Origin of the sequence: Cochleicola gelatinilyticus (assembly GCF_001637325.1) — a bacterium.
GTDB classification, from domain to species: Bacteria; Bacteroidota; Bacteroidia; order Flavobacteriales; family Flavobacteriaceae; genus Cochleicola; species Cochleicola gelatinilyticus.
The window spans coordinates 187,174-204,087 of sequence record NZ_LRXL01000045.1 but is presented as its reverse complement, the minus strand read 5'-3'; the positions used below and the strand labels follow the sequence as shown (position 1 = coordinate 204,087).

The 16,914-nt window shown below is 34.3% G+C and carries 16 protein-coding genes; 11 read left to right on the top strand and 5 right to left on the bottom strand.

Annotated elements, in window-relative coordinates:
• Window positions 1-7: 7 nt before the first annotated feature.
• Window positions 8-1,726, top strand: coding sequence for a helix-turn-helix domain-containing protein (locus ULVI_RS11475; RefSeq protein WP_068592916.1), 1,719 nt, complete (start codon window positions 8-10; stop codon window positions 1,724-1,726).
• Between the two features lie 6 nt (window positions 1,727-1,732).
• Here ULVI_RS11475 and ULVI_RS11470 read toward each other — a convergent pair whose 3' ends face one another.
• The 5 genes from ULVI_RS11470 to porX form a co-directional block, all read right to left on the bottom strand.
• Entirely contained in the window at window positions 1,733-2,107 is a 375-nt protein-coding gene (locus tag ULVI_RS11470; RefSeq protein WP_068592915.1) for a DUF4258 domain-containing protein, read from the bottom strand.
• Window positions 2,108-3,307 carry an alanine dehydrogenase gene (locus ULVI_RS11465; RefSeq protein ID WP_068592914.1) on the bottom strand — a complete coding sequence of 400 codons (1,200 nt, stop codon included), beginning with the start codon at window positions 3,305-3,307 and terminating at the stop codon, window positions 2,108-2,110. It lies immediately after the preceding gene.
• Window positions 3,308-3,365: 58 nt separating this feature from the next.
• Window positions 3,366-3,893, bottom strand: a complete 528-nt coding sequence (locus ULVI_RS11460) for a hypothetical protein (protein WP_068592913.1) — start codon at window positions 3,891-3,893, stop codon at window positions 3,366-3,368.
• 263 nt (window positions 3,894-4,156) lie between these two features.
• The gene (gene tsaE / locus ULVI_RS11455; protein ID WP_068592912.1) at window positions 4,157-4,576 is read right to left on the bottom strand and encodes a tRNA (adenosine(37)-N6)-threonylcarbamoyltransferase complex ATPase subunit type 1 TsaE; all 420 of its coding nucleotides are present in this window, start codon (window positions 4,574-4,576) and stop codon (window positions 4,157-4,159) included.
• 91 nt (window positions 4,577-4,667) lie between these two features.
• Entirely contained in the window at window positions 4,668-6,218 is a 1,551-nt protein-coding gene (porX, locus tag ULVI_RS11450; RefSeq protein ID WP_068592911.1) for a T9SS response regulator signal transducer PorX, read from the bottom strand.
• Between the two features lie 113 nt (window positions 6,219-6,331).
• Here porX and ULVI_RS11445 point away from each other — a divergent pair, with 113 nt between their 5' ends.
• The 10 genes from ULVI_RS11445 (at window position 6,332) to ULVI_RS11400 (ending at window position 16,911) form a co-directional block, all read left to right on the top strand.
• Complete coding sequence (locus tag ULVI_RS11445) at window positions 6,332-7,561, top strand: HD domain-containing protein (protein ID WP_068592910.1); 1,230 nt, start codon at window positions 6,332-6,334, stop codon at window positions 7,559-7,561.
• 111 nt (window positions 7,562-7,672) lie between these two features.
• On the top strand, window positions 7,673-8,698 hold the full coding sequence (gene lpxD, locus ULVI_RS11440) for a UDP-3-O-(3-hydroxymyristoyl)glucosamine N-acyltransferase (RefSeq protein ID WP_068592909.1): 1,026 nt from the start codon (window positions 7,673-7,675) through the stop codon (window positions 8,696-8,698).
• A complete protein-coding gene (locus tag ULVI_RS11435) occupies window positions 8,695-10,101 on the top strand; it encodes a bifunctional UDP-3-O-[3-hydroxymyristoyl] N-acetylglucosamine deacetylase/3-hydroxyacyl-ACP dehydratase (protein ID WP_068592908.1) in 1,407 nt (468 codons plus the stop codon). The genes lpxD and ULVI_RS11435 overlap by 4 nt, the downstream gene beginning before the upstream one ends.
• Window positions 10,102-10,887 carry an acyl-ACP--UDP-N-acetylglucosamine O-acyltransferase gene (gene lpxA, locus ULVI_RS11430; protein WP_068592907.1) on the top strand — a complete coding sequence of 262 codons (786 nt, stop codon included), beginning with the start codon at window positions 10,102-10,104 and terminating at the stop codon, window positions 10,885-10,887.
• Window positions 10,888-10,932: 45 nt separating this feature from the next.
• Window positions 10,933-11,499 carry an elongation factor P gene (gene efp, locus ULVI_RS11425; RefSeq protein ID WP_068592906.1) on the top strand — a complete coding sequence of 189 codons (567 nt, stop codon included), beginning with the start codon at window positions 10,933-10,935 and terminating at the stop codon, window positions 11,497-11,499.
• A gap of 84 nt (window positions 11,500-11,583) precedes the next feature.
• Window positions 11,584-12,522 carry a UDP-3-O-(3-hydroxymyristoyl)glucosamine N-acyltransferase gene (locus tag ULVI_RS11420; protein WP_068593104.1) on the top strand — a complete coding sequence of 313 codons (939 nt, stop codon included), beginning with the start codon at window positions 11,584-11,586 and terminating at the stop codon, window positions 12,520-12,522.
• The gene (locus ULVI_RS11415; RefSeq protein ID WP_068592905.1) at window positions 12,519-12,932 is read left to right on the top strand and encodes a nuclear transport factor 2 family protein; all 414 of its coding nucleotides are present in this window, start codon (window positions 12,519-12,521) and stop codon (window positions 12,930-12,932) included. The genes ULVI_RS11420 and ULVI_RS11415 overlap by 4 nt, the downstream gene beginning before the upstream one ends.
• 105 nt (window positions 12,933-13,037) lie before the next feature.
• Window positions 13,038-13,910 carry a succinate--CoA ligase subunit alpha gene (gene sucD / locus ULVI_RS11410; RefSeq protein WP_068592904.1) on the top strand — a complete coding sequence of 291 codons (873 nt, stop codon included), beginning with the start codon at window positions 13,038-13,040 and terminating at the stop codon, window positions 13,908-13,910.
• Between the two features lie 120 nt (window positions 13,911-14,030).
• Window positions 14,031-14,777 (top strand): 3-oxoacyl-[acyl-carrier-protein] reductase, encoded by a 747-nt coding sequence (gene fabG, locus ULVI_RS11405; RefSeq protein WP_068593103.1) that lies wholly within the window; start codon window positions 14,031-14,033, stop codon window positions 14,775-14,777.
• A 100-nt stretch (window positions 14,778-14,877) separates the two neighbouring features.
• Complete coding sequence (locus tag ULVI_RS11400; RefSeq protein ID WP_068592903.1) at window positions 14,878-16,911, top strand: hypothetical protein; 2,034 nt, start codon at window positions 14,878-14,880, stop codon at window positions 16,909-16,911.
• Window positions 16,912-16,914: the final 3 nt, after the last annotated feature.

Genomic DNA, 16,914 nt, shown 5'->3' with positions numbered 1-16,914 from the left:
TATCCCTATGCGAATTCTTTTACTATTAATCTTACTTACTTCCGGCTTACATACTTTTTCACAAGATTTAAGTATTGAGAATCTTAAAAAAATGGAAGATGAATCATTGTTAACTCTTTTTTCAGAAGTTGAATACGACTCAATTAAAGCTGAAAAGGTTGCAAACGTATACCTCAATAGAGCAAAGCAACAGAACGATACTATTAAGATAGCGAGAGGCTACGATCGATTAGCAAGGATTTACCATTCTGAGAAAAATATAAAATATGCTGACAGTATTATAGAATTAACTAAAGAGTTAGAGCATATTACTTATCCTGGTTTGGGCTATATTCAAAAAGCCTCAAATTATCATGTTTTAGGCGATTTAATCAAATCAGCGGAAAATTTTCTAATAGCATATAAATTTTCTTTAAGTAGTAATAATATTCCAAATCAAGTATTTGTTTTAAACTTTTTAATTATTCAAAAATCAATATGGGGAAATAAAAGAGAAGCATTGAACTTACAAAAGAAACGACATGAACTTCTAACGAATAAAGATTTTACTAAGTATTTAATACAATCTTCACGTAAGGGATATCAAGACAAAATCCATTCACTTTCTATAAATATGAAAATTGAATCATACTTGAATTTTTCAAACTGTTATTATCAATTAAATAAAATAGACTCATCTTTTTATTATTTAAATCGAGCTAAAGCTTTAAATAATTCAAGCCAAGGGCAATATTTTAATTTTTACTCTTTTTGGATTGAGGAAGTTAAAATAGAGTTGTATTTAAAAGAGAGAAATTACCATAAAGTTATTAGAATTTCAGATTCTATTTATCCAATAATGGTTTTAAAGAATGAAAAATCGGCAATGTTTAATATTCTAATGCATAAAGGATTAGCGTTAGAAGGTCTTGCTAAAATTAAGGAAGCTAAGAAGTTTTACTATAAGGCGGACTCTATTTATGAAAATAATAATATAGACATATTTCCTAATCAACGGATAATGTTTGAAAAACTATTAGCATTATCAAAAAATTCAAGTGAGCAAATTGAATATTTAAATAAGCTGATTAACATAGACAGTATACATAAAATTAATTATCAATATTTTGAACCTGAATTTAATCGTAAATTCTCTAGACCGAGGCTTTTAAAAGAAAAGGAAGCAGTAATTTTAGATCTTCAGGAGAAAACTCAACGATCTCGAATAATATTATGGGTATGTCTTGGTATTTTGTCATGTACAATTGCGGCACTCTTGTATTATTTTAAACGCCAATTAATTTATAAGAAACGTTTTAATGCATTAAATATCAATAAAGAACAAAAAGCTTTGAGCTCGTTGCAAAACGAAACAAGTTTAGGAATATCCAAAACTATTGAGACACAAATTGTCAAACGTTTGGAGGAATTTGAAGAAGAAAATGAATTTCTTGCATCAAAAATTAATCTTAATGAATTATCAAAACGATTCGGAACTAACTCTAATTATTTATCTAAAGTGATAAATTTAAAAAAGAAGAAAAACTTTTCTCAATACGTTAATGATCTCCGTGCAGACTATGCACTAGAAGAATTAAGAAAGAATAAAATGTTTAGAAAATATACGATAAAAGCGATTGCAAGGGAATGTGGTTTTAATACAGCAGAATCTTTTAATAAAGCTTTTTATAAGCGTTGTGGGATATATCCTTCTTACTATATTAAACAGCTTAAAAAAGAAATGTAGCGAAAGTTAGTTTTCTATATCTGCATCTAATATAGTAGCATTATCATTACAATTTTCAATAATTACCAAAATCTTTTTATCCAAAACCTTCCCTTTTACTACATATTGTTTACAAGAGTCTAGGTCGGTATTACTTTTAGAGAAATCAACATTGCCATTGTGTAATATTTCAGAAATATTTGCGGTGTCTATATTATTTTTAGATAATTTTTGAAGTGCTTTTGGACTGTATAATCTATTCTTTATTCGAATGTTTTTTAACACACGTGCTTCAGGACCATAGTCACAAGAGGTTTTTTTGCCGCTTAAAAAGAAAAATAGAATTATAAGCCCAATAATAAAACCTCCACTGTAAAATCCAAGTCTATGTATAAATTTCATCTAAAAAAATAAAAGATTGATATCACTATACGACATATCGAACCACTCAGCAACTGCTTTATTGGTTAAAATGCCGCGGTAAAAGTACAAACCATTTTTTAGTCCTGCGTCGAATCGAATGGCATTTTCTAAACCACCACATTCTGAAATATCTAAAAGATACGGTGTGAAAATATTACTAATAGAAATGGACGCTGTTTTAGGATATCGTGCAGGTATATTAGGAACACCGTAATGTATAACATCATGTTTTATATGTGTAGGAGCATCGTGAGATGTCATTTCTGTAGTTTCAAAACACCCCCCCATGTCTACACTTACGTCAATAATAACGGCACCTTTTTTCATTTTTTCGATCATCTCCTCTGTAACAATAATGGGCGATCGATTAGTTCCACGCACGGCACCAATGGCAACATCGCAACGCCGCAACGCTTTCATTAGATTTTTAGGTTGTATGGTAGAGGTGTATAGGGTTTGTCCAACTTTGGTTTGAATATCTCTTAATTTTGTAATAGAACTATCGAAAACTTTAACATTAGCTCCTAAACCCAATGCAGAGCGAACTGCAAATTGTCCAACCGTTCCGGCTCCTATAACTACTACTTCGATAGGGGGAACACCAGATATGTTTCCGAAGAGAAGTCCATTTCCTTTCTTAGCATTTACCATTAATTCGGCAGCAATTAGAACACTTGCAGTACCAGCGATTTCACTCAATGCTTTTACAGCAGGATAGCTGTGGTCTTGGTCTTTTATAAATTCAAATGCCAAAGCGGTAATCTTCTTTTTAGAAAGAGTTTCAAAGTATTCTTTTTTTCGTGTTTTAAGTTGAAGCGCAGAAATTAAAACTGTTTTGGGATTTATAAGTTTAAGCTCTTCCAAGGTAGGGGGTTCTACTTTTAATATAATAGGACATTGAAATACTTTTTTGGTATCATTCGTTAACATGGCTCCAGCTTCACTGTAATCTGTGTCGCTAAATCCCGCTTCTTTACCAGCCCCTTTTTCAATAAGTACTTTTTGTCCGTTAGCCACAATTGCTCCTACAGCATCAGGGGTTAAACAAATTCGTTTTTCTTGAAAATATGTCTCTTTAGGTATTCCAATAAATAATTCTCCTCTTTGTCTAGAGATTTCAAGTGTTTCTTCTTGAGGGAGGAGTTGTTCCTTTGTAAAAGGTGATTTAGGTTGTGTCATTTAGAATGTGTTAACAGGAACAATTTACACATTTATTTATTAAAATAGAGGAAACAATTTAGCGGAACAAATCGCGTATCTGCTGCCAAATCGATTTTTTTTGAAGAAGATCTTTTTCGAATGATTTTAGATCCTTATCCACTAATTTATTAAATAGTTGAGCTCTAATTAAATAAACGAAAGGCACTAAAACCATCATTAAGGGAAGAATATAAATTAATTCAATTTCGTCTAAATCATTACTTTCATTTATAACAGCCCATAATTGAAACGAATACATTGATATTGGTACTAATATTATCCAATGCCACCAATGCTTGCAAGTAAAAAACCATAAAAGCAATAGAAATAAGGGAATTGCTTTTCCTGTAAAATACCATGCAAATGAATACCAATCAGGAAAGCTAGTCTCTAATGTAAAAAAAGGAGTTTCCCAAATTTGGCTATCTGGGAAACTCTCATAAGAATAAAATAAAATTGGAGTTAAAGCAATTAAAAATACAATAAAACCTCCAAGATATAATTTTGATTTACCCTTGGCGTAAAGGTTTAAGTGTTTTGTCGACTTGTTGTTCGGTTTGTCCATCTTCTATTCCTTCCGGGGTGCATGAAGTTGTTAATCCTAATCCAAAAATTGCTACGATAAATAATACTTTTAAGTTTTTCATAATATATGAGTTTTGTGAGGTTTATAGTACAAATATGGCACAAAATATCACAAGTATTCAAACTAAGATTGCCGTATATTTATTAGTTTTTTTATAATCAAAATGATTTCCTTTGATAATTAATAAAAAATTAACAATATGGCGTAATAAAGTATTGTAAATATGGAATGTAGCGTTATTTTTAGTTCACGGGCATTGTTATGTTTAATGTTCGACTCTTATCTAAATTTTCAGTAATATTAATCTTTGTATGTGTGTTAGGAATTAAATTTTTTATTTTTTCCGGCCACTCAATTAGTTTCCAATGTGGCGATTCAAAATATTCTTCAATTCCAATATCAAAAGCTTCATCCTCACTTTCAATTCTATAAAAATCAAAGTGGTATAAATTTAGATCATTCGTAATTTTATATTCATTCACCAATGAAAAGGTAGGGCTGCTCATGCTGTCTTCAACCCCTAGCTGCTCGGCTATTTGTTTTATTAATGTTGTTTTTCCAACACCCATTTTACCATGAAATAATAATACCCTGTTAGAAAGCGATGCTATTATCTGGGTAGCTATTGTTGGTAATTGATTTAGTGTGTAGGTTATTTCCATAGTATAATCGCTGGCAAATATAGGAAAATATTCAGTTTATAAACACGAAATATCGACGAACGGTAATTTAATAGGAATAATCTTACAGAAATTATTTTGGTTCAAGAACTGTAAACGGAATAATCATCTCCTCTAAAGATACTCCTCCATGCTGATAAGTGTTTCTATAATAACTAACATAATGATTGTAATTATTAGGGTATGCAAAGAAGAGATCCCCTTTCGCAAAAATAAATGAACTACTCATATTTATTGTAGGTAGCTTAATGTTTTTAGGGTCTGTTGCCGCTAATACATCTTTATCTTCATAAGTAAGACTACGACCTGTTTTGTATCTTAAATTTAAACTTGTGTTTTTATCACCAATAACTTTAGATGGATTTTTTACATTTATTGTACCGTGATCTGTAGTAATTATTAATTTAAATCCTAATTGTGCAGCTTGTTGAATGATCTCCATTAAAGGAGAGTTTTTAAACCAGCTTTGTGTTAAACTTCGATACGATTTATCGGTAGAGGCTAATTCTTTAATAACTTCCATTTCAGTTTTAGAGTGGGAGAGTATATCTACAAAGTTGTATACTACTACAGTAAGATCTTCATCTTTATGGCTTTTAAAATTTTCTGAAAGTCGCTTCCCTTGTTTTAAGCTAGATATTTTATGGTAACTCCAATTAAGTTCCAATCCTAATCGCTTTAACTGTGCTTCGAGAAATTCTTTTTCCTTCATGTTTTTGCCTCCTTCATCGGTATCATTTAGCCAAAGGTCGGGATGCCTTTTTTCCATATCGGCGGGCATCAATCCACTAAAAATAGCATTTCGAGCATACTGTGTCGCAGTAGGTAATATTCCGTAATACATTTCTTCTACCGTTTTTTTGTAGATATTATTTACAAATGGCTCAAAAGCTTTCCATTGATCGTACCTTAAATTATCTACAACAACAAGTAACGTTGGTTTTTTATCTTTTAATTGTGGTACTACTTTGTCACGAAATAAAGTGTGCGACATAGTAGGAGCGTCTGCTTTATCTTCGAACCATTGTGGATAATTCTTATCGATGAATTTACAGAACTGCGTATTCGCTTCAGTTTTTTGAGATTCTAAAATTTCGAACATCCCAGAATCCTCTATACTTTCCAACTCTAATTCCCAATAAACCAGTTTCTGATACATTTCTGCCCATTCTTCATAAGAATTTACCGTAGACAGATCCATTGCAATTTTTCTGAACTCCTGTTGGTAGTTAGAAGTAGTTTTTTCAGAAACCAATCGTGAGTGATCTAAATTTTTCTTCAGACTTAATAAGATCTGATTAGGATTAACAGGTTTTATTAGATAATCAGCGATCTTAGAACCAATCGCTTCTTCCATAATATATTCTTCTTCACTTTTCGTAATCATCACAACAGGAAGGGTAGCATCGAACTCTTTTAATTCAGCAAGTGTCTCCAAACCTGTAAGTCCAGGCATGTTTTCATCTAAAAAAACAATATCGAAATTTTCTTCTTTAATTTCTTCCAGAGCTTCCGTACCACTTTGAGCGGTTGTAACTTTATAGTTCTTGTTCTCAAGAAATATAATGTGCGGTTTTAGTAAATCAATTTCATCATCTACCCAAAGTACTTTTATGTCGCTCATATATGTATATTTGTTTATTAATTTTTGTTCCTGTACTATTTATATTGTTGTTACAAATTTAATTCCGAAATACCCCGGGAACTAACAGGGCTGTATTAATTAAAAGTTAATAGTTGAATTCCAAAAAGAAACTCAAAATAGTTAACGATCCGATCTATGGTTTTATTACGATTCCAGGGACGCTCATATTTCAATTAATTGAACATCCCTATTTCCAAAGACTGCGAAGAATATCGCAAATGGGAATGTCATACCTCGTTTATCCTGGTGCACACCATACGAGATTTCATCACGCGATGGGTGCCATGTATTTAATGCAAAAAGCCGTTCAGGTGCTTCGCATAAAGGGGGTTACAATTTCCGAAGAAGAGGAAGAAGGCTTGCTAATTGCCATTTTATTACATGATATTGGGCACGGTCCATTCTCTCATGCGATGGAACACAGCATCGTTGAAAATATAAGTCATGAACAGATTTCACTACTTTTTATGAGGGAATTAAACACAAAGTTTAACAACAGATTAACGTTGGCGATCACCATTTTTGAGAACAAATATGACCGTAATTTCTTTCATCAACTGTTATCTGGACAATTAGATATGGACCGGCTCGACTACTTGCGAAGAGATAGTTTCTACACAGGAGTTTCAGAAGGGTCGGTGAATTCCGAAAGGCTTATTACCATGCTAAATGTTCATGATGACGATTTGGTAGTGGAAGAGAAGGGGATTTATTCCGTAGAAAAATTTATAATCGCCCGTCGCCTCATGTATTGGCAGGTGTATTTGCATAAAACGGGAATTGTAGCAGAACAATTATTATTGCGAGTTTTAAAGCGTGCCAAAGAACTAACACAACAAGGATATAAATTGCCCGCAAGTAGTGCCTTATCTTTTTTTCTGAAAAATGCGATTACTGAAACTAGTTTTACTGAAGATGTTCTCAATACATTTTCGAAGCTCGATGATTATGATATTATTTCAGCAATGAAATCATGGGTCACTTCTGAAGATTTTGTGCTACGAAATAGTTCAGAAATGCTTTTAAACCGAAATTTATTAAAAGTAAAACTGAAAAAAAAGCCCATTTCTGAAGAACTTCTACTTAAAAAGAAACAACGGTTAATGAAACGACACAACATTTCGGAACATGAAGCATCTTATTTTGTGTTTACTGGAACCATTTCAAATCAGGCATACAGAATGGATAAAGACACCATTAACCTTATTACAAAAACGGGAAAAATTGTAGATGTAGCCAAAGCAAGTGATCAATTAAACCTTGAGGCCCTTAGTAAAAATGTAGTAAAATATTATCTCTGTTATCCAAAGTCGAAATACTAATCCTTTTTTTCTATTTTTGCAAGAATGTTATATAACCAAAGACAGCACGATACGTTTTCAAATTTGCGAGCAGGTAGTGTTTCTTTTCTTAGATCCATACCAGTATAAAGAATGAAATTTACAGCAACACAAATAGCAGGAATTTTAGACGGTGAAGTAGATGGCAATGAAGCAGTAGAAGTCTTTAAGCTTGCAAAAATAGAGGAGGGTAGTGAAGGAACACTTACCTTTCTTTCCAATCCTAAATATACTCCCTATATATATACGACCCAGGCATCCATTACTATTGTGGACAAAGCATTTATTGCTGAAAACCCCATTACCACTACATTAATACGTGTAGATGATGCGTATAAAGCTTTTTCAAAATTACTGGAATATTATAACCAAGTAAAAATGAACAAAAAAGGCGTCGAACAACCCTCTTTCTTTTCTGAGACTGCTACGCATGGGGATGAAATTTACTTAGGTGCTTTTTCGTACGTTGGAGAGAATGTGAAAATTGGGAATAATGTAAAGATCTATCCTAACGCATATATTGGTGATAATGTAACTTTAGGTGATAATGTAGTCGTTTTTGCCGGAGCTAAAATTTATTCAGAAACCATAATTGGGAACCATTGTGTAATTCATAGTGGAGTTATCGTAGGAGCAGATGGTTTCGGATTTACACCCAACGAAAAAGGAGAATACAATAAAGTCCCTCAAATAGGAAACGTGATCATAGAAGATCACGTAGATGTTGGCGCAGGTACTGCAATAGACAGAGCGACCCTAGGGTCTACAATAATTAAAAAAGGGGTAAAATTAGACAACCAAATACAAATTGCCCATAATGTAGAAATTGGTGAAAATACTGTGATAGCTGCACAAACAGGAATAGCAGGATCTACCAAAATAGGAAAAAACTGCATTATTGGTGGGCAAGTTGGAATTGTAGGTCATATTACGATTGGCGATAACGTGCGCATACAAGCACAAAGTGGAATTGGTCGAAATGTAAAAGATAATGAAACATTACAGGGATCACCAGCCTTAAATTATGGTGATTTTAATAAAAGCTATGTGCACTTTAAAAACCTTCCAAAAACAATGGAACGGTTAAATACGATTGAAAAAAACTTTGAAAACTCATGAGTGAAACTTCAGTAAAACAACGCACTATTGGTAAAGCAGTATCGCTAACTGGTGTTGGATTGCATACAGGAAAAGAGGTTACCATTACATTTAAACCCGCACCTGAAAATCACGGATATTCTTTTACCCGCATCGATCTCGAAGGACAACCCTTAGTAGAAGCCGATGCTAATTACGTGGTAAATACACAACGAGGTACCAACCTTGAAAAATTAGGAGTTAAAATACAGACTTCCGAACACGTACTCGCTGCACTTGTGGGGATGGAAGTAGATAACTGTATGATGGAATTAGACGCTTCAGAACCACCAATTATGGACGGATCGTCCAAATATTTCGTTGAAGCGATAGAGAAAGCTGGTATTGTAGATCAAGAAGCAGAACGAGAAGAATATGTCGTGAAAGAAGTTATTTCTTTTACAGATGAAGAAACTGGTAGTGAAATTACAATTATTCCTTCGGAAGACTATCAGGTAACAACCATGGTCGATTTTGGAACCAAAGTCCTAGGAACACAAAATGCATCTCTGAAAAAATTATCTGATTTTAAAACTGAAATTTCAGATTCACGAACTTTCAGTTTTTTGCATGAAATTGAAATGTTATTAGATAACGGACTTATAAAAGGAGGGGATCTTAATAATGCCATTGTGTATGTAGATAAAGAGCTTTCTTCAGAAACCATGGAAAAACTTCGTACTGCCTTCGGAAAAGATGAAATTTCAGTAAAACCTAACGGAATTTTAGACAACCTAACGTTGCATCACCCTAATGAAGCTGCTCGACATAAATTATTGGATGTAATTGGAGATTTGGCATTGGTAGGAACCCGTATTAAAGGTAAAGTAATTGCCAATAAGCCGGGACACTACGTAAACACCCAATTTGCAAAAAAGCTCTCAAAAATTATTAAGATCGAAAGCAGAAACAAAGTACCTAAATTCGACCTTTCAAAAACTCCAGTTAAAGACATTAACCAAATTATGGACATGCTTCCGCACCGTCCGCCTTTTTTGTTGGTAGATAAAATTTTGGAAATGTCAAGTTCTCATGTAGTGGGACTTAAAAATGTAACAATGAATGAGCCTTTTTTTGTAGGCCATTTTCCTGGAGCACCCGTAATGCCTGGAGTTCTAATTGTTGAGGCAATGGCACAATCGGGAGGGATCCTTGCGCTAAGCACAGTGCCTGACCCCGAAAATTATCTTACCTATTTTATGAAAATAGATAATGTGAAATTTAAACAACAAGTGAATCCTGGTGACACCCTTATCTTTAAACTCGATCTAATTACTCCAATTCGAAGAGGAATTGTACACATGACGGGAAAGGCCTACGCCAATGACAAATTAGTGACCGAAGCCGAATTAATGGCACAGATCGTTAAAACTAAAAATGAATAAATGAATCAACCACTTGCATACGTCCATCCGGGCGCAAAAATTGCCAAAAACGTGGTCATAGAACCTTTTACCACAATTCATAATAATGTAGTAATTGGTGAAGGTACCTGGATCGGATCTAACGTAACTATAATGGAAGGCGCTCGAATAGGAAAAAATTGTAATATTTTTCCAGGAGCCGTAATTTCGGCGATTCCACAAGATCTAAAGTTTAATGACGAAGATACTACAGCAGAAATAGGTGATGGCACCACTATTAGAGAATATGTAACCATTAATCGTGGTACTTCCGATAGAGGGAAGACAGTAATTGGAAAAAATTGCTGGATAATGGCGTACTGCCACATTGCACATGATTGTATTGTTGGAGATAATTGTATTTTTTCAAATAATAGCACATTAGCAGGGCATATTACTGTTGGAGATCATGTTGTACTTGCCGGAATGACCGCTGTACATCAATTTTGTATGATTGGAAATCATGCGTTTGTGACTGGGGGATCCTTGGTTCGTAAAGACGTTCCTCCTTTTGTTAAAGCTGCGAGAGAACCTTTATCGTATGTAGGGATTAACTCTATAGGGTTGCGAAGAAGAGGTTTCGAACCAGAAAAAATTAGAGAGATTCAAAATATTTACCGTTTATTATATCAGCGTAATTATAACAATACCCAAGCCTGTGAGATCATTGAAGCTGAAATGGAAGCAACTCCAGAGCGAGATGAAATTCTTCAATTTATTAAGAATTCTAAGCGCGGTATCATGAAAGGGTATTTCAGTAATAACTAAAAAAATATTAACCTAAAAATATACCCGTAACTACGGGAAATACATATGGCAACAAGTTCAGATATTAGAAAAGGATTGTGTATCAGGTACAGTAACGATATTTACAAGATTATTGAATTTTTACACGTAAAACCAGGAAAAGGGCCTGCCTTTGTTCGTACGAAATTAAAAAGTGTTACAACTGGAAAGGTGATCGATAATACATTTTCTGCAGGGCATAAGATCGAAGATGTTCGTGTAGAAACACATAAGTTTCAGTTTTTATACAATGAAGGTGAGTTTTATCATTTCATGAATAATGAGGATTATTCACAAATTCGATTATTAAAAGAAGCTTTAGATACTCCCGAGTTAATGAAAGAAGGAGAAGTTGTGACGGTTATAATTAATACCGAAGACAATATGCCTCTTTCAGTAGAAATGCCTCCACATGTAGTTTTAGAGGTAACTGCTACAGAACCGGGTGTAAAAGGAAATACAGCTACAAATGCCACAAAACCAGCAGTTGTTGAAACTGGAGCAGAAGTAAATGTCCCTTTATTTATTAATGAAGGTGATAAAATAAGAATAGACACAGATAAAGGACAGTATCAGGAACGGGTAAAAGAATAGCATTTATAATTTTATTCTTAATACGCTTAAAAATTAATTCCCATCGCCCGATATATTGTGATGGGAATTTTTATATTTGATATTATGAAGTTTCAAGATCCCCAGACACTCAAGGAAATTGCAGAATTAATTGCCTGTAGTTATATAGGTGATGCAGATTTTCCAGTTTTGGGAATGAACGAAATTCATGTAGTTCGTCCAGGAGATATTGTTTTTGTAGACCACCCCAAGTATTATGACAAAGCATTAGAGTCTCAAGCAACCATTATTCTTATTAACAAAGAAGTTGAATGTCCTACAGGAAAAGCGCTTCTAATTTCTGAAGATCCCTTTCGGGATTTTAATTATTTAACGCGTTATTTTAGACCTTTTGTTTCTGCAAGTGCCTCTATTGCTCCATCTGCTGAAATAGGAAAAAATACCGTAATTCAACCCAATAGTTTTGTAGGGAATAATGTAATAATTGGAGATAATTGTGTTATACATAGTAATGTTAGTATTTACGATCATACTGTTATCGGTGACAATGTAACCATTCACGCAGGAACGGTATTAGGTGCTGATGCATTTTATTATAAAAACCGCCCAGAATATTTCGATAAGTTAATTAGTGGAGGAAATGTTGTAATTCAGCACAATGTCGACATTGGAGCACACTGCACGATCGACAAAGGAGTTAGTGCTTCTACTATTATCGGCGAAGGCTCTAAGCTTGACAATCAAGTGCACGTAGGTCATGATACCGTGATTGGAAGACGTTGCCTTATTGCTTCACAAGTAGGAATAGCTGGCTGTGTTCTAATCGAAGATTTTGTGACTATATGGGGGCAAGTTGGAATTACTAGCGGAATTACAATTGGTGAAAAGGCTATAATTTCTGCCCAAAGCGGCGTAAGTAAATCACTTCCAGGACATAAGTCGTATTTTGGAACGCCCGCCGACGAATTCAGAAAAAAGTACAAAGAATTAGCGTCTATTCGCTTAATTCCAGATATTATTGACAAACTAGACAAAATAAAATGAGTAAAAACGCAAAGGAAATAGTTAAAGAATTTTATAAATCAGACCTATTAAAAGATGAATCAGTTCTAGAGAAATTTTTTCATCCCGAGCTGGTACTTATATGGAATAGTGCCGATGGACTTACAATTATGAATTATGACGATATTGTGACGTTCTTTTCAGAAATAAAAAGAACCTATCTCGATATGAGAGTAGAAGTAAGTCATTTATTAGAAGATTCTGGACATGTAACTGTTCGTTACAAATATTATATTAAAACTATCGAAAACCAAGATGAAGAATTGGGTATTGCTCATTTCATGTGTATTTGGGAAGTAAAAGATGGTAAATTATATAGAGGCTATCAAATTAGTCAGCCTGTAACTAATAATGATGATACATCAGAATCGTATCACAAGGTTAAAGTCTAATTTTCTTTTACAACTTCCTTAAAAAAAGTATCTTTGCCGTCGTTCCCAAATAAGTTGTTTTAGGAACGAAAAATCAGAACTATTAATAATTAGACCCTACATAGAATGAGTGTTTTAGTCAATAAAGATTCAAAAATAATTGTACAAGGATTTACCGGAAGTGAAGGAACTTTTCACGCCGAACAAATGATCGAGTACGGAACCAATGTTGTTGGAGGTGTAACTCCCGGTAAAGGCGGTCAGTCCCATTTAGATCGTCCTGTTTTCAATACTGTAGAACAAGCGGTAAAAAAAACAGGTGCTGATACAACCATTATATTTGTACCACCAGCATTTGCTGCCGATGCAATTATGGAAGCTGCAAATGCAGGAATTAAAGTAATTATTACTATTACAGAAGGTATTCCGGTTGCCGACATGATTAAAGCAGCAGATTACATTAAAGATTTAGATTGTCGTTTGGTAGGTCCAAACTGTCCAGGAGTTATTACTCCCGGAGAAGCGAAAGTAGGTATTATGCCTGGGTTCGTTTTTAAAAGCGGAAAAGTAGGAATTGTTTCAAAATCAGGAACGCTTACCTATGAAGCCGCAGACCAAGTTGTTAAACAAGGGCTTGGTATCACTACAGCAATTGGTATTGGTGGAGATCCTATAATTGGAACTACAACAAAAGAAGCTGTTGAGTTATTAATCAACGATCCTGCTACAGAAGCTGTAGTAATGATTGGTGAAATCGGTGGACAATTAGAAGCTGAGGCTGCACAATGGTATAAAGAAAGCGGAAGTAAGAAACCTGTAGTTGGTTTTATAGCAGGAGAAACAGCACCGGCAGGGCGCACAATGGGTCATGCAGGAGCAATAGTAGGTGGAAGTGATGACACAGCACAAGCAAAGAAAAAGATTCTTGCTGAATGTGGAATACATGTCGTAAATTCTCCAGCAGAAATTGGAAAAAAAGTGGCAGAAGTTCTTGGATAGTTTTTTCAAGACTTAAAATTCATTATAATGTAAAACTCCCTAACCAAGTTGGGGAGTTTTTTTATGGTAACACCGAAGCGATTTCCTATATTTGAAACGATTCAAAAGACCGTAAAACTCATGAAATTACTCGAAGGAAAAACAGCAATTATTACCGGTGGAAGCCGTGGTATTGGAAAAGGAATTGTAGAAGTGTTTGCTAAACATGGCGCAAATGTGGCTTTTACTTACAACTCATCATCAGAAGCTGCTAATGCACTTGCCGATGAACTTTCAGAAACTGGTATTAAAGCAAAAGCATATAAAAGTGATGCTTCAAATTATGAGCAATCTCAAGACTTAGCTTCAGAAGTATTAAAAGATTTTGGGAGTATCGATATTCTAATCAATAACGCAGGGATTACAAAAGATAATTTGTTAATGCGTATTTCTGAAGAAGATTTCGACAAAGTGATCGAGGTAAATTTGAAGTCGGTTTTTAACATGACCAAAGCAGTGCAGCGTACCATGCTAAAACAACGAAAAGGTTCAATTATTAATATGAGTTCTGTAGTAGGAGTGAAGGGAAATGCCGGACAAACTAACTATGCCGCTTCTAAAGCAGGAATCATCGGATTTACAAAATCGGTGGCACTCGAATTAGGATCGCGTGATATTCGTTGCAATGCTATTGCACCAGGATTTATTGAAACAGAAATGACTGGTAAATTGGATGAAGCAACCGTACAAAGTTGGAGAGAAGCAATTCCACTTAAACGTGGGGGTTCTCCAGAAGATATTGCTAATGCATGTGTCTTTTTAGGGAGCGACCTTTCCTCATACATTACTGGTCAAGTAATGAACGTAGATGGTGGAATGCTAACCTAAAAATGAATAAAGTATAGTGTAAAAGGAGTAAACTGTTCTACCCTATATTACTTAATACGCCCTATTCATTAATCATTTTTTAATATTTATTAGCTTAAAGGTGTCTTCCGAAACCATACTTTATATTGTTATTGCTGCAATCCTGTCTTTTGGACTGGCAGTATTTATGTATGGATATCGTTCAAAATATACAGGAACGCTTAAATGGAGCTTCGGATTATTACGTTTTTTAACGTTGTTTGCTATACTGTTGTTGCTTATAAATCCGAAATTTAAGAGTGATACCTATACTATTGAGAAGCCCATGCTTCCTGTGTTAATAGATAATTCAGCTTCAGTAGTGGAGCTTGGTCAATCTAGAAAGGTTTCTGCATTGGTTTCAGAATTAAAACTGAATGACGCTCTCAACGATAAATTTGAAGTTTCTTATTTTTCCTTCGGAAGTGAATTTAAAGAAATTGACTCTCTATCTTTTTCTGAAAGAAATACCAATATTTCCAAAGCGTTAAAAACGACGCAAGAGTTGTACAAAAATCAGATCGCGCCAACGTTACTAATTACCGACGGGAACCAGACGCTTGGGAACGACTATGAATTTGCAGGCACTACTTTTAGAAATCCAATCTATCCAATAATTTTAGGGGATTCCACAAAATATACCGATTTACAAGTGCAACAGCTTAATACCAATCGTTATGCATTTCTAAAAAATAAATTTCCAGTTGAAGTAATCTTAGTTTATAATGGAACTGGTTCTGTAAATTCACAGTTCATTGTTAAACAGGGAGCCGCTGTAGTTTTTAAATCTAACGTTACTTTTTCTGAAACCAATTCATCTAAAACCTTAAATTTCACACTTCCTGCTTCTGCTGTTGGCTTGCAAAAATATACAGCACAGCTACTTCCAATAGATGACGAAAAGAACACAACCAATAATGTAAAGCAATTCGCAGTTGAAGTGATCGATCAGGCAACCAATGTATTGGTGGTAAGCAAAATTATTCATCCCGATCTTGGTGCTTTAAAAAAAGCGGTCACAACAAATGAACAGCGTACCGTTACTATTAAAAAACCTTCAGAAGCGGTTTCCTTGCTAAATGATCATCAATTAATTCTTTTGTACCAACCCGATAGAAGTTTTGCTGGAGTTTTTTCAGAAATAGAAAAACTGAAAAAAAACACGTTTGTAATCACGGGACTTGAAACCGATTGGAATTTTTTAAACAGCATTCAAGACCATTTTAAAAAAGATGTAACCAACCAAACTGAAGAAGTTTCCGCAACCATTAATCCTAATTACGGAACGTTTGCGGTAGAAGATATTGGTTTTGAAAATTTCCCTCCACTGCATACTCTATTCGGAGAGCTTTCAATTACCGTTCCTCACGAAATATTGTTAGATCAAGCTATCGATGGATTTGCAAGTGAAAGCGCCTTATTAGCAACTACGGAGGTTAATGGGAAGCGTGATGCGATTTGGGATGGTGAAGGACTTTGGAAGTGGAGAGCACAATCGTACCTCGAATCGAATAGCTTTGAATCTTTTGATGAATTTATTGCAAAAATGGTACAGTATTTAGCTTCAAATAAACGAAGAAGCCGTTTGGAAGTAAGTAGTGAAACTTTTTATTATAACAACAATCCAATTCGTATTTCTGCGCAATATTTTGATAAAAATTTTGTGTTCGACGCTAGAGTGTCGCTTCAAATTACAGCCGTAAATCAAGAGACTAAAGAACGCGCAGTATTTCCTTTATTATTAAAAAATAATTTTTACGAGGTGGATCTTAATAGTCTTCCACCAGGCAGTTATTCGTATACTGTTTCAGTACAAGACGAAACGGTTTCAAGAAGTGGAAGTTTTACCATTTTAGATTTTAATGTAGAACAGCAATTTTTAAATGCGAATGTTTCTAAATTAAATCGAATTGCCAGCAATACAAAAGGAGAGGCTTATTTTGTTACAAAGGTTTCCGACGCAATTAACGCATTATTGGAAGACGATCGATATCAGCAAATTCAGAAAAGCGAACAAAAAGTGGTACCTTTAATCGATTGGAAATATTTACTAGGACTTATCGTACTTACCTTATCACTTGAGTGGTTTATTAGAAAATACAACGGACTTATATAACAG

What these genes read in the sequence shown, in the direction of transcription:
- ULVI_RS11475 (WP_068592916.1), top strand. Translation starts at nt 8, where the DNA reads ATGCGAATTCTTTTACTATTAATCTTACTTACTTCCGGCTTACATACT.
- ULVI_RS11470 (WP_068592915.1), bottom strand. Translation starts at nt 2,107, where the DNA reads ATGAAATTTATACATAGACTTGGATTTTACAGTGGAGGTTTTATTATT.
- ULVI_RS11465 (WP_068592914.1), bottom strand. Translation starts at nt 3,307, where the DNA reads ATGACACAACCTAAATCACCTTTTACAAAGGAACAACTCCTCCCTCAA.
- ULVI_RS11460 (WP_068592913.1), bottom strand. Translation starts at nt 3,893, where the DNA reads ATGGACAAACCGAACAACAAGTCGACAAAACACTTAAACCTTTACGCC.
- tsaE (WP_068592912.1), bottom strand. Translation starts at nt 4,576, where the DNA reads ATGGAAATAACCTACACACTAAATCAATTACCAACAATAGCTACCCAG.
- porX (WP_068592911.1), bottom strand. Translation starts at nt 6,218, where the DNA reads ATGAGCGACATAAAAGTACTTTGGGTAGATGATGAAATTGATTTACTA.
- lpxD (WP_068592909.1), top strand. Translation starts at nt 7,673, where the DNA reads ATGAAATTTACAGCAACACAAATAGCAGGAATTTTAGACGGTGAAGTA.
- ULVI_RS11435 (WP_068592908.1), top strand. Translation starts at nt 8,695, where the DNA reads ATGAGTGAAACTTCAGTAAAACAACGCACTATTGGTAAAGCAGTATCG.
- lpxA (WP_068592907.1), top strand. Translation starts at nt 10,102, where the DNA reads ATGAATCAACCACTTGCATACGTCCATCCGGGCGCAAAAATTGCCAAA.
- efp (WP_068592906.1), top strand. Translation starts at nt 10,933, where the DNA reads ATGGCAACAAGTTCAGATATTAGAAAAGGATTGTGTATCAGGTACAGT.
- ULVI_RS11420 (WP_068593104.1), top strand. Translation starts at nt 11,584, where the DNA reads ATGAAGTTTCAAGATCCCCAGACACTCAAGGAAATTGCAGAATTAATT.
- ULVI_RS11415 (WP_068592905.1), top strand. Translation starts at nt 12,519, where the DNA reads ATGAGTAAAAACGCAAAGGAAATAGTTAAAGAATTTTATAAATCAGAC.
- sucD (WP_068592904.1), top strand. Translation starts at nt 13,038, where the DNA reads ATGAGTGTTTTAGTCAATAAAGATTCAAAAATAATTGTACAAGGATTT.
- fabG (WP_068593103.1), top strand. Translation starts at nt 14,031, where the DNA reads ATGAAATTACTCGAAGGAAAAACAGCAATTATTACCGGTGGAAGCCGT.